The organism is Kitasatospora sp. NPDC059599 (assembly GCF_042735125.1).
In the GTDB taxonomy this organism is placed as follows: Bacteria; Actinomycetota; Actinomycetes; order Streptomycetales; family Streptomycetaceae; genus Kitasatospora.
Window position 1 is genome coordinate 64,420 of sequence record NZ_JBHWCL010000008.1, and the last position, 14,543, is coordinate 78,962.

General features: G+C 75.5%; 9 protein-coding genes. All 9 read right to left on the reverse strand.

What is annotated here, in order from left to right:
- Positions 1-19: 19 nt before the first annotated feature.
- Genes ACFV04_RS04840 through asnB form a run of 9 tightly spaced genes read right to left on the reverse strand, consistent with a single transcriptional unit; the run spans position 20 to position 14,360 of the window.
- Positions 20-928: a kinase gene (locus tag ACFV04_RS04840; protein ID WP_380526821.1), complete on the reverse strand. Its 909-nt coding sequence runs from the start codon at positions 926-928 to the stop codon at positions 20-22.
- Positions 925-2,481 (reverse strand): argininosuccinate lyase, encoded by a 1,557-nt coding sequence (locus ACFV04_RS04845; protein WP_380526823.1) that lies wholly within the window; start codon positions 2,479-2,481, stop codon positions 925-927. Before ACFV04_RS04845 ends, ACFV04_RS04840 begins: the two co-directional genes overlap by 4 nt.
- Complete coding sequence (locus ACFV04_RS04850; RefSeq protein WP_380335127.1) at positions 2,472-4,088, reverse strand: condensation domain-containing protein; 1,617 nt, start codon at positions 4,086-4,088, stop codon at positions 2,472-2,474. Before ACFV04_RS04850 ends, ACFV04_RS04845 begins: the two co-directional genes overlap by 10 nt.
- A complete protein-coding gene (locus ACFV04_RS04855; protein WP_380526825.1) occupies positions 4,085-5,095 on the reverse strand; it encodes a TauD/TfdA family dioxygenase in 1,011 nt (336 codons plus the stop codon). The genes ACFV04_RS04850 and ACFV04_RS04855 overlap by 4 nt, the downstream gene beginning before the upstream one ends.
- A complete protein-coding gene (locus ACFV04_RS04860) occupies positions 5,092-7,281 on the reverse strand; it encodes an amino acid adenylation domain-containing protein (protein ID WP_380526827.1) in 2,190 nt (729 codons plus the stop codon). Before ACFV04_RS04860 ends, ACFV04_RS04855 begins: the two co-directional genes overlap by 4 nt.
- On the reverse strand, positions 7,278-9,947 hold the full coding sequence (locus tag ACFV04_RS04865) for an amino acid adenylation domain-containing protein (protein ID WP_380526829.1): 2,670 nt from the start codon (positions 9,945-9,947) through the stop codon (positions 7,278-7,280). Before ACFV04_RS04865 ends, ACFV04_RS04860 begins: the two co-directional genes overlap by 4 nt.
- Complete coding sequence (locus tag ACFV04_RS04870; RefSeq protein WP_380526831.1) at positions 9,944-11,680, reverse strand: AMP-binding protein; 1,737 nt, start codon at positions 11,678-11,680, stop codon at positions 9,944-9,946. The genes ACFV04_RS04865 and ACFV04_RS04870 overlap by 4 nt, the downstream gene beginning before the upstream one ends.
- The gene (locus ACFV04_RS04875) at positions 11,677-12,471 is read right to left on the reverse strand and encodes an aspartate/glutamate racemase family protein (protein WP_380526833.1); all 795 of its coding nucleotides are present in this window, start codon (positions 12,469-12,471) and stop codon (positions 11,677-11,679) included. The genes ACFV04_RS04870 and ACFV04_RS04875 overlap by 4 nt, the downstream gene beginning before the upstream one ends.
- Positions 12,468-14,360 carry an asparagine synthase (glutamine-hydrolyzing) gene (asnB, locus tag ACFV04_RS04880; RefSeq protein WP_380335112.1) on the reverse strand — a complete coding sequence of 631 codons (1,893 nt, stop codon included), beginning with the start codon at positions 14,358-14,360 and terminating at the stop codon, positions 12,468-12,470. Before asnB ends, ACFV04_RS04875 begins: the two co-directional genes overlap by 4 nt.
- Between the last annotated feature and the right edge of the window lie 183 nt (positions 14,361-14,543).

Below are 14,543 nucleotides of genomic sequence, written 5' to 3' on the forward strand. Positions count from 1 at the left end.
GGAGGTGTGGGAAGTGCCCCTACGGGGAGGGCTGGGTGAGGGTCCGGAACAGGAGGGTGTCGTCGCCCAGGGCCTCGCAGGCCGCGTGCGCCTCGGCGACCTTGCGGGTGCGGTCCGGATCCGCGTCGTCGAACAGCAGGCCCAGCATGGTGCCGCTGTGCGCGCACACCAGGCCGAGCGCCCCGGTCCGCTCCGCGATGGCCAGCATCGCGTCCAGGTGCCGCTTGGGGGCGAAACGCTGGTTGAGGACGGCGCTGCGGGTGGTCACCCGGCCCACGGCGGCCGGGTCCCCGGCGCGCACGGCCACGGTCAGGGCGTCCAGCAGCGCGGTGAACTCGGCCGTCTCGGCCGGGGAGTAGAGCTTGGGACGCTTGTTGAAGGCGACGGTGTCCAGGTGGCCGCCCTCGTCCACGGCGACCACGGTGGCCGGCGCCAGGGCGCCGAGCGCCTCGCGCAGCCGCACCTCGCGGTGCTCGAAGACCACGACGCCCGGGTGCATCACCCCGTCGGTCGGCTCGATCGGGCGCAGCCAGTGCTCCACCGCCGCCGGGCCGGTGTCCATGCCCAGCGCGCCGCCGACCGCGCGCGCGGTGGCGACCAGGTCGGCGGAGGAGCTGGCCAGTCCCTTGCCGATCAGCAGGTCGCTGTCCAGGATCAGCGTCCCGCCGCCACCGGGACGGTGGGCCGCCAGCATGGCCTCGGCCAGCCGCAGGGACTTCGTCTTGTGGGCGGGGAAGACCCGCAGCGGGCCGGCCGGGTCGAAGCGGAACCAGGCCCGGGAGCGGAGCGTGATCGGCAGCGTGACGAGGAAGTCCGTGCCGTCGGGCAGCCGGCCCTGGAGCAGTTCGCCGAAGGTGCCGGAGGCGTCGGCGCGGCCGCTGCGCAGGTCCGCGCCGGGGCGGCGGGTGATGAGGCTGGGCCCGGTCACGGGGTGACCGTCGCGGTCTCCCCGGCGGTGTCCCCGGTAGCGGTGTCCCCGGCAGCGGTGTCCCCGGCGGCGGTGTCGACGGTGGCCAGCAGGGCGTCCACGCGCGCCGCGGCGCCGCTCGCCGCCTCGTCGCGCAGCCGCCACTGCCCGGCCAGCTCCCGGTACCCGTCCTCCTGCGCGGCGAGCATGACGCGGACGGCGTCGGGGTGCGTCGAGCCCGCGGAGTGCTTGATCCGGACGGCCCGGTCGGAGTCGAAGGAGCGGGACAGCAGCTCGGCGGGCTCGGGCACCCGGTGGCCGTGCTCCTCGGCGATCGCCGCGAGCAGCGGGCCGTCGGGGGTGGCCGCGGTCAGGCCGCCGGCGATGGCGGCCCTGACGTACGCTCCGGCGATCACCTGCGCCGTCCGCCAGGGGACCCCGGCCTCCAGGGTGAGCAGGTTGGCGAGGGTGAAGGCGCCGAGGAAGTCCCCCTCGCAGGCCTCGCGCATCCGGTCGGTCCGGAAGGTCGCGGTGGCGAGGGTGGTGTGGGCCAGCCGCAGGGCCGAGCGCAGCGCGGCGAACTGGGCCCGGAGGTGCTGCCCGGCCTCCTTGGAAACCTCGACGCTGTTGGCGTACGGGGTGCCGTGCTGGGCGAAGGCGAGCTGGGCCGCGCAGCCGACGACGTGCGAGCAGCGGCCGCGGATCCGTTCCAGGACGGGGAAGTTGCGCTTCTGCGGCATCGCGGCGGAGATCCCGGCCAGCGCGTCGGGGAAGTCCACGAACCCGAACCCGGCGCCGCTCCAGGTCATCAGGTCGGTGGTGAACCGGCTGAGGGCCACCGCGAAGTTCGACAGCTCGGACGCGACCGCGAGGGCCCAGGACCGGGAGGCCACCGAGACCAGGGCGTGCGCCTGCGGCTCCCGGAAGCCCAGCAGTGCGGCCATCCGCTCGCGGTCCCAGGGCAGTTCCTGGCCGGCCATGCTGCCCGCGCCCAGCGGCGAGCGGTCGATCTCGTCGTAGGTGGCCAGCAGTCGGCGGGCCGCGCCGAGGGTCTCCTCGGAGAGCGCCGAGAGGTAGAACGCCGGCGTGATGGTCTGCGCGGCCTGCGCGTGGGTGTAGCCCGGCATCGGGCTGTCCGGCAGTTCGGCGGCGCGCGCCGCGGCCGTTCGCCCGAGGGCGACCAGGTCCGCGGCGAGGGCACGGATGTTCTCCCGGCAGGACAGCAGCTGGCCGCAGGCCTGGAAGTCGTTGCGGCTGCGGTCGACGTGCCAGGCCGCGAAGGGGGCGGTGGCGCCGCGGGCCACGTGGCGTTCCATGGCGAAGAAGATGTCCGACATGTTGTCCCGCGGGTCCGCCCGGATCAGCTCGGGGGTCAGGCCGTCGAGCCGGCCGGCGAGCGCGGCCGCCCCCTGCGGGTCGACCAGGCCCATCCTGCGGTACTCCAGCAGCAGCACCTTCTCGATGGACACGTAGTGCGGCAGCAGGGCTTCGGCCTCGTAGCCGAACTGCGGGGCCAGCACCTCCTCGTTCCACACCTCGCTGGGCACGCCGTCGATCCGGCCGGTCACTGCCATGTCTCTCCCTCGGGGTCGGTCCGGTGCTCCCGGCGCGTCGCGGTGTGCCGCTCCAGCTCGGCGGCCAGCCGTGCGACGGTCGGGTTCGAGAAGAAGGCGTCGACGGTGGTCTCGACGCGGTGGTCGGACGACAGCCGGGCGAGCAGGCGCAGCGCCTGCAGCGAGTGGCCGCCGACGGCGAAGAAGTCGTCGTGCACGCCCACCCGGTCGACGCCGAGGACGTCGGCCCAGGCGCGGGCCACCACCTCCTCGGCGGCGGTGCGCGGCGGGACGCGGCCGGGGGGCGGGCCCGGCACGGCGCCCGACGCGGGCACAGGGCCGGCCGCACCGGCCCGGCGCGGCGGTCTCACCGGGAGCCGGGACAGCGGTGTCGACCGGTCGGCGAGGGCCGCCGTGAGCACCGCCGCGTAGTCGGCGAGCAGCCCTTCGGCGGTCTCCCGGCGGAACAGGGCGGTGTTGTACTCCAGCCGGGCCGTCGTGCCGGACACCTCCAGCAGCAGGTCGTCCTCGGCGGTGGTGGACGGCGGCCCGAAGCCCTCGGCCGCCGTGGTGTTGAAGGCCAGCTGGTAGAGCGGGGGCAGGCCGGGGCCGCGCTGCGGCGCGAGGTACTCGACCACGGTCTGGAACGGCGTCTCCTGGTGGTCGCGGGCCGCCCGCCACACCGCCCGGACGCGTTCGACGAGCCCGGCGTACGAGGGGTCGCCCGAGGCGTCCACCCGGAGCACCACCATGTTGACGAAGGTGCCGACGAGGGGCAGCAGTTCGGGGCGGTCCCGGCCGGACAGCGGCACCCCGAGGACGACGTCGTCCCGGCCGGAGCGCCGGTGGAGCAGGGCCGCGTACCCGGCGAGCAGCAGCTCGAACGGCGTGACCCCGTGCCGGTCGGCGGCCCGCGCGAGCGCGGGCGCCGTGCCGGCCGGGAGTTCGGCCCGCAGCTCCGCGCCGGCGAAGGACCGCCGGGCCGGCCGCGGCAGGTCCAGCGGAAGGCCGTGCTCGGCCGGCAGGCCGGCGAGCTGCGCCCGCCAGTAGCCGGCCGACTCGGTGGTCCCGGCACCGCCGAGCCGCTCGCGCTGCTGCCGCGCGTGCTCGCCGTAGGAGAGGGCGAGCGGGGGGACGCGCGGCGGCCGGTCCTGTTCGAGCGCCGCACAGAACTCGGTGATCTCGGCGTGGAGGTTGAAGAGCGACGGGGCGTCGCAGACCGCGTGGTGGGCGACGAACAGCAACCGCCAGCGCCCGGCGCCGAGTTTGACCAGGCCCGCGCGCCACAGCGGTGCGCGGGCGAGGTCGAAGGGGGTGTGCTTCAGCCGGTCGGCGAGGATCCCGCGCTCCCGGCGCTGCTCCTCCTCGGTGCGCCCGGAGAGGTCGACGACCTCCGGAGCGGGGTCGACCCGGTCGTGGACGACGGCGGTCAGCGTGCCGTCCACGACCCGGAATCCGGTGCGCAGGGCCTCGTGCCGCTCCACCACGGCGGCCAGGGCCGCCCGGATCCGGGCCTCGGAGAGGTCCCCGTGCAGCGGCCACTGGTCCGCGACGTGGTACAGCGCCGTGTCGGCGGCGAACCGGCTGGCGAGCCAGGCGCGTTCCTGCGCGAAGGAGGCCGCGGTCATCCGGCGCCACCGCCGGGCAGGACGTGGCCGTCGGGCAGAACGTGTCCGTCGGTCAGGACGTGGCCGTCGAGCCGGACCGGGTCGCCGAGGACGACGGCGACCTCCCGGGATCCCTCGTACGGCTCCCGGCTGTGGGCCATCCGGATGTTGTCGACGACCAGGACGTCGCCGTCCCGCCAGGACTCGCCGAAGGTGGCCGCCTCGTAGACCGCGTTGACGGTCTCCACGGTGCCGGCGTCGACCGGGGTGCCGTCGCCGTGGGCCGTGGTGAACGGCAGGCCGGTCGGCCCGTACTGGTCGAGCAGGTACTCGCGGATCACCGGGTCCATGGTCAGTTCGTTGAGGAAGGCGATCTGGTTGAACCAGCCGGGCACGCCGGTGCGGGGGTGGGCGACGACGGCGGAGCGGCGCTGCACGGTGCGCAGCCGGCCGTCGTCGAACCACTCGTGCCGGATGCCCTCGGCCGCGCAGTAGGCGTCGACCCGGGCCCGGTCGTCGGTGCCGAAGGCGTCGGTCCACGGCACGCCGACGTCCTGGTAGCTCCGCAGCAGCAGCCAGCCGTCCCGGCGGAACGGCTCGACCAGGTCCGGGGGGAGGTCGCGCAGCACCCGCTGGGAGTCGGCGAGCATGGTCCGGCCGCCGCGCTCCGGGGCGGTCAGGCAGCCGAACAGCAGCACGCCGGGGACCTCGGCGGCGTAACTCTGCTCGTGGTGCATGCACATCGGGGCGTCCGCGGGCCAGTGCGAGGCCGAGTAGACCGTCCCGCCGTGGTGCTCGCGGGGCGCGAACCCCTCCCGTTCGGCCATCGGCTCGATCCCGAGGGCGGCGGTGACGGCGGCGAGGTCCGCGGCCGAGGCGACGCCGAGTCCGCGCAGGAGCACGGCCCCGGACGCCTCGACCTCGGCGAGGACCTCCGCCCGGTGCGCGGCGGCCCACTCCGGGCCGGGGGCGGCGTCCAGCACGCGCAGGCGCGGGGCGGTGCGGGTGGCGGGGGCGGCGGGGCTCATCGCCGCGCCTCCGCGGTCCGGCCGGCCGCCTTGCGGTCGAGGAGTCCGGCGACCTCGGCGACGGTCGGGGTGGCCTTCAGCTCGCCCACCGTCACGGCGCGGTCCAGGGCGATCGCCAGCCGGATCGCGGCCAGCGAGGTGCCGCCGAGCTCGACGAAGCGGGAGCCGCGGCCGATCCGGTCGAGCGGGACGTCGAGCAGTTCGGCCCACAGCCGGGCGACCCGGCGCTCGGTGTCGGTCTCCGGGAGCGCCACGCCGCCGCCGGCGGCCGGACGGCCCTGCTCCCGGGCCGCGGCGGTCAGCGCCTTCTTGTCGATCTTGCCGTTCGCGGACAGCGGCAGCCGGTCGAGGCGGAGCAGGCGGCCGGGCACCATGTAGTGCGGCAGGACGGCGGCCAGGGCCCGTTCCACGTCCCCGGGCTCGGGGGCGGCGCCGCCGCTGTAGTAGCCGACCAGCTGGGGGTCCTCGGTCGATCCGGCGATCACCACGGCGCCGTCCCGGACGCCGGGGACCTGCAGCAGGCGGTTCTCGATCTCGCCGATCTCGATCCGGAACCCGCTCACCTTCACCTGCGAGTCCCGGCGGCCGAGGTACTCGAACTCGCCGGAGGGCAGTCGGCGGCCGAAGTCGCCGGAGTGGTAGAGCCGTTCGCCCGGCCGGTACGGGTCCGCCCGGTACGCGGCGTCCGTCCGGGCGGCGTCGTTGACGTACCCCCGGCCGACGCACACCCCGGCGAAGACGATCTCCCCGGGCGCCCCGTCCGGGACCATGCGCAGCCGCTCGTCCACCACGTACACCCGGACGTTGCGGGTCGGAGGGCCGAGCGGGACGGACCGGCCGGCCGGCGGGCCGTGCATCACGCCGTGGTTGGTGTCGTCCGAGACCTCGGTCGTGCCGTAGCAGTTGACCAGGGGGATGCCGGGGAAGGCGGCGAACCAGCGGTGCACCAGTTCGGCCTTGAGGGCCTCGCCGGTCACCGCGAGGCAGCGCAGCGACGGCAGGCCGAGGCGGTCGCCCTGGAGGGTCTCCAGCACCAGGTCCAGGTAGGAGGGCACCAGTTGGGCCACCTGGACGCCGGCCCCGGTGACGGTTTCGACGAACCGGCGGACGTCGGTGATGGTGTCCTGTCCGATGATCTCCGTCCGGCCGCCGACCAGCAGCGCGGCGACCAGCTGCCACAGCGAGATGTCGAAGCACTGCGGGGCGGTCTGGGCGATGACGTCGCCCTCGCGGACGCCCAGGTCCTCGATCTTGGAGTAGAGGTGGTTGAGGAAGCCGGCGTGCTCGCACATCGCGCCCTTGGGCTCGCCGGTGGAGCCCGAGGTGAAGTAGATGTACGCCAACTGCTCGGCAGCGACGGGCAGGTGGAGGTCGTCCTCGGGGCCGGACCCGGCCGGCCCGTCCGCAGGCACCTCGGCCGGCACCTCGGTCAGCACCGAGACGGTCACCCCGCGGCCCCGCACCGCCTCGTCGACCTGACTCAGCCCCGGGTCCGCCAGCACCCGGCGGCAGCCGCTGCGCTCCAGCACCACGGCGATCCGCTCGGCCGGGAAGGCCGGGTCCAGCGGGAGGTAGCAGCCGCCCGCCTTGAAGATCGCGATCACCGCGGCCATCCACTCCAGCGAGCGCTCGGCGACCACGGCGACCACGTCCTCGTCGGCCAGCCCCTGCTGCCGCAGCGACCGGGCGATCCGGTTGGCGCGGCCGTTCAGCTCCGCGTACGTCCAGCTCCGCCCGGCCTGCACCGCGGCTACCGCGTCGGGGTGCCGGCGCACCCGCTCCTCGAACAGTTCGTGGAACCGGCGGTCCGGCAGCTCCCGGACCGGACCGGCGGAGAGCTCCAGCGTGGCCGCGAGCTCCTCCCCGTCGACCAGGCCGTGCTCGTCGTGCGCCTCGTCCGGGGCGCCGGCCATCCGCTCCAGGACCGCCCGGACGTAGCGCTCCGTGCGGTCGGGCCCGACGTGCCCCTGGGCGGCGGCCTCCTCCCGGACCCGCTCGGCCTCGGCCCGCCCCTGCGGGGTGGCCACCCGGGCGACCAGCTCGCGCCAGCTCCGCCCGTCGTCGCCGAGCGCGTCGGAGCCGGTGAGCACCGCCGCCACCTTGAACGAGGCGGCCAGCCGCACCGTCTCCGGGCCGACCCCGGTCTCGGCGGCCAGGGCCGCGATCGCCGCTTCGGCGTTCTTCATCGTTCGTCACCTTCCGGTTCGCTCCGTCGTGCCGGCAGGGGCCAGGGCAGCCGCGCACGATCACGTTTGTTGGTGGCGGTGCGCGGCAGGTCGGCCAGCACCGCGATCAGGTCGGGCACCGCGGGGGCGGGCAGCCGCGCCGCGACGAGCCGGCGCAGCGCCTCCCCGGAGACCCCGGGGTCGGCCACCACGTAGCCCACCAGGCAGGGGTCGCCGGACGCGGTGGTGCGGACCGCCGCGGCGGCCTCCCGCACCCCGGCCTGCTGCTCCAGCACCGCCTCGACCTCGTCCAGTTCGATCCGGTTCCCGCGGATCTTCACCTGGTTGCCGGTCCGGCCGGTGAACGCCAGCGTGCCGTCGGCCCGCAGGTGGCCGCGGTCGCCGGTGCGGTACAGCGTCCGGCCGGGCCGCCACGGGTCGGGCAGGTACGCCGAGGCGGTCTCGGCGGGCCGGCGGTGGTAGGAACCGGCCAGGAACGCGCTGCGCAGGTGGATCTCGCCGGGCACCCCGACCGGGCAGGGCCGGCCGAGGCCGTCGAGGACGAGCGCCTCCCGGCCCGGGATCGGCACGCCGATCGGCACCCCGGTCGGGAACTCCCCGCCGGGGGGCAATTCGTGGTGGGTGGCGAGGATGCACTCGGTGGGCCCGTACAGGTTGTGCAGCCGCGGACGCACCGCCCGGTGCGCCCAGGCCTCGGCGAGGTCCACCGGGAACACCTCGCCGGCGACCAGGACGTGCCGCAGGTCGGGCAGTTCGCCGCCCTGCGCGTCCAGCGCCTCGGTGAGCAGCCGGAAGAACGACGGCACGGTCTGGATCTGCCCGATCCGCTCCCGCCGCAGCCAGCGCACCACCGAGACCGGGTCGCGCCGGGCCGCTTCGGGCGGCAGGCAGAGCGCGGCGCCGGCGGTGAGCGCCGCGAGGATCTCGGTGTACGCGGCGTCGTAGGTGAGCGGCGCCCACTGGGCGACCCTGCTGTCCGGGCCTATCCCGAACCGCTCCCGCTGCCACTCGGCGAACTGCGCGAACGCGGCCCGCGACAGCGCGATGCCCTTGGGCGTCCCGGTGCTCCCCGAGGTGTGCACGATGCACAGCGGGCGGTCGGCGGCCGGCGGGGCCGGGAAGCACACGTGCTCGCCCTGCGGCTCGTCCCCCGGGGCGTCCTCCGGGGCGTCTCCCGGTGCGTCTCCCGGGGCGGGCACCGGCGCCGCCACCGGCAGGCCGGCGAACCTGCCGTCCGGTCCGAGCAGCGCCGGGTGCGCCGCGACGGCGGCCTCGTCGGCGAGCACGCAGACCGCCCCGGTGCCGGCCAGGATGTCGCGGAGGCGGGCGTCCGGGTCGGCGGGGTTGAGACAGGTGAAGGTCGCACCGGTGCGCATCGCCCCGAGGACGGCCGCGATCCGGCCGGCCCCGCCGGTCAGCAGGAGCGCCACCACCCGCCCGGGGCCGGCGCCGTGACGGTCCAGGACGTGGGCCGTCCGGCAGCTCCACCGGTCCAGCCCGCCGTAGTCGAGCGTGCCCTCCTCCGAGCGCACCGCGACCGCCCCCGGGGCCTCCCGCACCCGCGCCGCGAACTCCTCGTCCAGGAAGGCCAGGTAGTCGCGGTACGGCCGGGTGGTGGCGGGGCCGGGTGCCGGGTGGGGCGCGGGGCGGCCGGAGAGGTCGAGTTCGGCCAGCGGCCGGTCGGGTTCGTCGAGCCCGAACCGGACCGCCAGGGCGAGGTGGTCGGCGAAGCCCTCGGCCGTCACCCGGCCCGGCAGCGTGCCGGTGAGGGCGACGGTGAACTCCGCCGGCCCGGTCACGGCCAGGGTCAGCCGGCCCTCGGGGTCGGGCGGGGAGTCGACGCTCACCTGTTCCGCGACGCCCGGCAGTTCCAGGGCCGCGGCCGGCAGGTCGTGCCCGGCGAAGACGGCGCGGATCGGGAAGGCCGGTGTGTCCGGGCCGGCGTCCGGCGCCGTGCGCACCGCGGCGGCCAGCCGGGCGGAGGTCGGGGCGCCGGCGAGGTCCACGCGGATGGTCCGGTGTGCCGGGCCGTCCGGCACGGTCAGCACGGCCTCGTCCGTCCCGGCGTAGCGGCCGAGCACTGCGGCGAAGGCGGCGAGCACCCGCTCGGCCACGGCGGCGGTCTTCGCGGTCGCTGCGGTCTCCCCGGTCTCCCCGGTCTCCCCCGGCAGCGTGCGGGACGCCCGCTCGCCCGGGAGCCAGGCGCCCGGCACCGGTCCGGTCCCGGGCGCCGGTCCCGTCGCGGGCCGCGCCGCCGTCGCGTCCGGGATCCGCGCGCGGTAGGCGGCACCGAGGTCCCGGGTCAGCCCGGCGACCGACCACGTGTCGACCTGCTCCCGGTCCACCGCGAGCAGGAGTTCGTGCGCCCCGGCGCCCAGCCCGGCGAGGCAGGCCCGCAGCCGGGGGCGGCCGGCCGCGCCGACCGGCCGGGCCGCCTCGTCGGCCGCCAGCTCGGCGAGGACGCTCCGCTGCTGTTCCCCGGCGGAGCGGGAGAGGTCGATGACCCTCAGCCGGACCCGGCCGGGCCGCGCTCCCGCCGCTGCGAGTTCCGGACGCGCCGTCACCAGGTCGTCGACCGCCGCCGACAGCGCGGTGACGTCCAGCTCCCCGGTCAGGCGGGCGCGGAGCACCGTGTTGGCGGGCAGGGCCGGCGCGGGGGCGCTCACGATCCGCTCCGCGCCGTGCGGTCCGTCACGGCCGAGGCGAGCCCGGTGACGGTGGGGTCCTGGAGGAACGCGCGCAGCGGCAGGTCGACCCGGTACTCGTAGCGGACCCGGTCCATGAGCCGCGCGATCGCCAGGGAGTCGCCGCCGAGCAGGGTGAAGTCGTCGTCGCGGTTGATGCCGGCCAGGCCGAGGATCTCGCTCCAGATCGCGGCGATCCGGGTCTCGGCAGGCCCCTGCGGCGCCCGGGTGGCGTCGGCGGCGCGCTGCAGCCGGACCCGGGGCAGGGAGCGGCGCTCCACCTTGCCGTTGAGCGTCCGGGGGATCGCCGCCATGCGGACGAACACCGAGGGCACCAGGCCGGGTGCGAGCAGCTGCGCGGCGTGCGCGCGCAGCTCGGCGTCGGGGACGTCGGGGGCCACCACGTAGGCGACCAGGGCGGTCGACACGTCCTCCGTGACCGCCGCCGCGCAGACGTCCTCCACCCCGGGGTGGCCGCGCAGGGCGTTCTCGACCTCGCCGAGGTCGATGCGCACGCCGTGCACCTTGACCTGCTGGTCGCGGCGGCCGAACAGCTCCAGTGTCCCGTCGGGCCGGAACCTGCCGAGGTCGCCGGTGCGGTAGGTGGTGGCGGTGCCGCGCCACTCGTCCTCACCGAGGTAGCCGAGCAGCGGGAACGGGACCTCCAGCTCCACCTCGCCGAGCGCGTCCGGCGGGTCGCCGGGCCCGGTCAGCACCCGGGCCGCCACGCCCGGCAGCGGCCGGCCGACCGGCACCAGCCGGGCGTGGGCGTCCTCCTCCGTCGTCCGGTGGAAGAGCTTCGTCATGGTGGTCTCGGACGGCCCGTACAGGTTGACCAGTTCCTTGTCGCCGCCGAACAGGCCGCGCCACCAGGCGACGTCGGAGGGGTGCAGCTGCTCGCCGGCGAGCAGCACGGCGCGCAGGGCGGGGAAGGAGTCGGGGGTCAGGGCGGCGGAGCGCAGGGTGCGGAAGAGGGTCGGCACGCAGTGCAGGACCTCGACCTCGTTCTCGGTGAGCCAGCGCGCCAGGCCCTCGCCGACCGGTGTCCCGTCGTCCGGGCGCACGCAGACGGTGCCGCCCGCGCACAGCGGGGCGAAGGCGTCGCGCAGGAACGCGTCGAAGCCCGGGGAGGTCAGCTGGGACACGGTGGTGCCCTCGCCGATGCCGAACTCGGCGATCTCCCAGTCGACGAAGTGGTGGACGGCCTCCAGGCTGCCGCGGATGCCCTTCGGGCGCCCGGTCGTGCCCGAGGTGAAGTAGACGTAGCCGCCGTCCTCCGGGGCGGCCCCCGGCCGGTCCTCGGCGGACCACGCGCGGGGCTCCAGCGTCTCGGGGTGGACGATCCCGGCGCCGTCGGGCAGGCGCCGCCCGGCGAGCGCCTCGCGGCCGACGGTGTCGGCGACGACCGTGCCCGGGCGGAGGGCGGCGAGCACGCCGTCCAGTACGGCGGCGGGCAGCCGGGGGTCGACCGGTGCGAAGGTGCGGCCGGCGGCCGCGCAGCCGAGGACGGCCGCGATCACCTCGACCGGGTCGGCGGTGGCGATCAGGACCGGGTCGACGGGCCGGCCGGCGCCCTCGAACGCGGCCCGGTAGCCGGCCGCCCGGCCCGCGAGCTCGCCGTAACTCACCTCCCGGGGGCCGGACTTGATGGCGCAGCGGGCGCCGTGGCGGGCCAGGCTGTCCGCCCACCGCCCCAGGACCGTCGGCGTTGTCATAGTGTTCCGTCCTTGATCTGCTGGGCGATGACGGTCATCGGGTCGATGCTGGGCAGGTGCCGGGTCAGGCCGCGGGACTCGATCGCGCGGGTCACCAGGTGCAGTTCGGTGCAGCCGGCGACGAACGCGGCGGCCCGGTACTTGGGCAGCAGTCCGCGGACGAAGTCGATCGTCGGGAGCCGGTCGGCGTTGCGCTTGAGCCGGTAGATGTGGTGGTGCAGCTGCTCCTGGTCGGCCTCGTCGGGCAGGACCAGGCGGTGCGCGAACTCGGGCCAGCGCTCGTGGTCGGTGAAGACGCCGGCGAGGACGCTGCCCCGCGTGCACAGCACCAGGTGCCGGCCCGGGTGTTCGTCGAGCCGGTCGAAGACCAGGTCCACCAGGGAGACGCAGCGCGAGCGCAGCCGCTCCGGCAGCAGCCGGATCGCGGGGTGCGCGGTGATGCAGGCCACCACGACGACGTCGGCGCCGGCGGTGAGCAGGCGGTCGACCGAGTCCTCCAGCGCTTCGCGCACGAGGTCGACCGTGCCGGACTGGATGGCCGTGGTCCGGTCGGCCACGGCCGGGTCGGACCACAGCAGGATCCGCGCGGCGAGCTGTTCGTGCTCGGGCGGTTCGAGTCCGTACACAGTGTTGAGCAGTTCGGTGGAGGCCAGCGGGCCCATGCCGCCGATCACGCCGATCAGCGGCCTGCGGGCGCCGGGCGCGCCGGTGCGTGCGGGGGCGTCGGCCGCCGACGGCCGCAGGGCGGTCGGCGGGGGCGTGGTGACGCGTTCTCGGGTCGTCCCAGTCATCCCAGGCACGGCAGGTCGAACTCCTCCAGGAAGATCGCGAAGGTCGCGATGACGAGCAGGTAGTCCGTGTCCAGGTGCGGGTGCACGGTGCGGGCCCCCGTCGTCTGCCGGCGGATCAGCTCGGCGACGACGGCCGGGTCGAAGTAGCCCTGCCGGCGGACGGTCGCGGGCGACAGCAGGTCGTTGAACCACTCGTCGCCGGCCAGCAGCAGCTCGGTGCTGGTCTGGCTGCGGAAGCCGAACTTGCGGCGGTTCAGCACCTCGTGGGGGACGAGCCCCTCGGCGGCGCGGCGCAGCACGGCCTTCTCGCGGCCGCCGGCCGTCATCAGGGACGGCGGGATGGCGGTCGCGTGCCGGACGACGTCCCTGGCCAGGAACGGGAAGCGCATCTCGACGGAGCTGGCCATGGCCATCCGGTCGCCGTGGTCGCCGAGCAGGTGGTCGGCGAGCCGCAGGTGGAAGTCGAGGTAGGAGCGCTGGTGCAGCGGGTGGCGCCCGATCAGCCGGTCCGGGTCGACCAGGCGCTGGGTGGTCACCGAGAAGCGGTCGAACTCCTCGGCCAGCGGGCCGCTGTAGAGCTGGCGGCGCAGGTCGTGGGCGGGGAGCTGGTCGGTCTCGTACCGCAGGTCGAGGCCCCACATCCGGTGCGCGGCCTCGCGTTCGAGCTGCTCCTCCAGGAGGTCGCCCGGGCCGCGGTCCGGGCCGCCGGTGTCGAAGAGGTAGCCGGGGTAGCCGCCGAACAGCTCGTCGGCGCCCTCGCCGCTGAGCACCGCGACCGTGCCGGTGGCGCGGACCTTGCGGGCCAGCAGCATCGAGCAGACGTTGTAGGACTCCTTCACCGGGGTCTCGGCGTGCCGGACCATGCCGGCGAGCAGGCCGGCGGTGTCGGCGGCGTCCACCGGCACCTCGTGGTGGCGGGTGCCGATCTTGCCGGCGACCAGCCGCTGGTAGCGCGCCTCGTCGATGCTGCTGCCGGGGAAGGTGACCGCGTAGCTGGGCCACGGGTGGTCGGGGCGTTCGGCGGCCATGAGTCCGCCGATCAGGCTGGAGTCCAGGCCGCCGCTGAGGTACATCCCGACCGGGACGTCGGCGACCGAGCGGGAGCGGACGGCCGCTTCGAGCAGGTCCCTGGTCCGGTCGGCGTGCCCGTCGAGGACGCGCGGGTCGGCGAGCGCGGCCGCGTCCCGCCGGCGCGCCTCGTCGTCCCAGAGCGGGTAGTCGAGGTCCCAGTAGCGCTCGGTGCGGTGCCCCGAGCGGTCCGCGACGAGCCGCTCGCCGGGGCGCAGCGACCGGATGCCCTCGAACATCGTCCGGGGGCTGACCAGTCCGGGCAGCGAGAGCACCTGGTCGAGTCCGCGCAGGTCGACCCGGCGTTCCACCAGCGGGTGCCGGAGAATGCTCTTGATCTCCGAGGCGAAGACGATCCGGCCGGCCACCGCGGTGTAGAACAGCGGAAGAACTCCGCAATGGTCGCGGGCGAGCAGCAGGCGGTCCTCGCGCCGGTCGTAGAGGGCGAAGGCGAACTGTCCGTCGAGGTGGTCGGTGAGTTCGGTCCCGTATTCCTCGTAGAGGTGGACCAGGACTTCCGTGTCCGATCCGGAACGGAATCTGTGGCCTTTTCTCCGGAGTTCTTCGCGCAGGCTCCGGTGGTTGAATATCTCGCCGTTGCACACCGAGACGACGGAGGAATCCGGCGTGCTGTGGGGCTGTCCGCCGCCGGCCAGGTCGACCAGCGACAAGCGGCGGAATCCGGCGGTGAACGCGCCGGTCCGACAGGTGGTGTGCGCGTCTGGTCCCCGGTGCACCAGCACGTCGGTCATGGCCGTCAGGACGTCGGGGTCCAGGCCGGCCGGGTCGTCGGGTCCGTAAACCCCGGCTATTCCGCACATCGAGCTCTGGCTCCTATCACCCGGTCGCTCACGCGAATCCTGACGGAATCCGCTGCTCCTTCGACATGTCCGCCGGTCACATTAGGAGCGGCACCGCGCACGGGTCAACGATTTCCCGCTCGTCCTTTCGACCGGAATCCCGGCCGTACCGAAGTACAGGTCTGTTCCCGACCTACGGGCGGC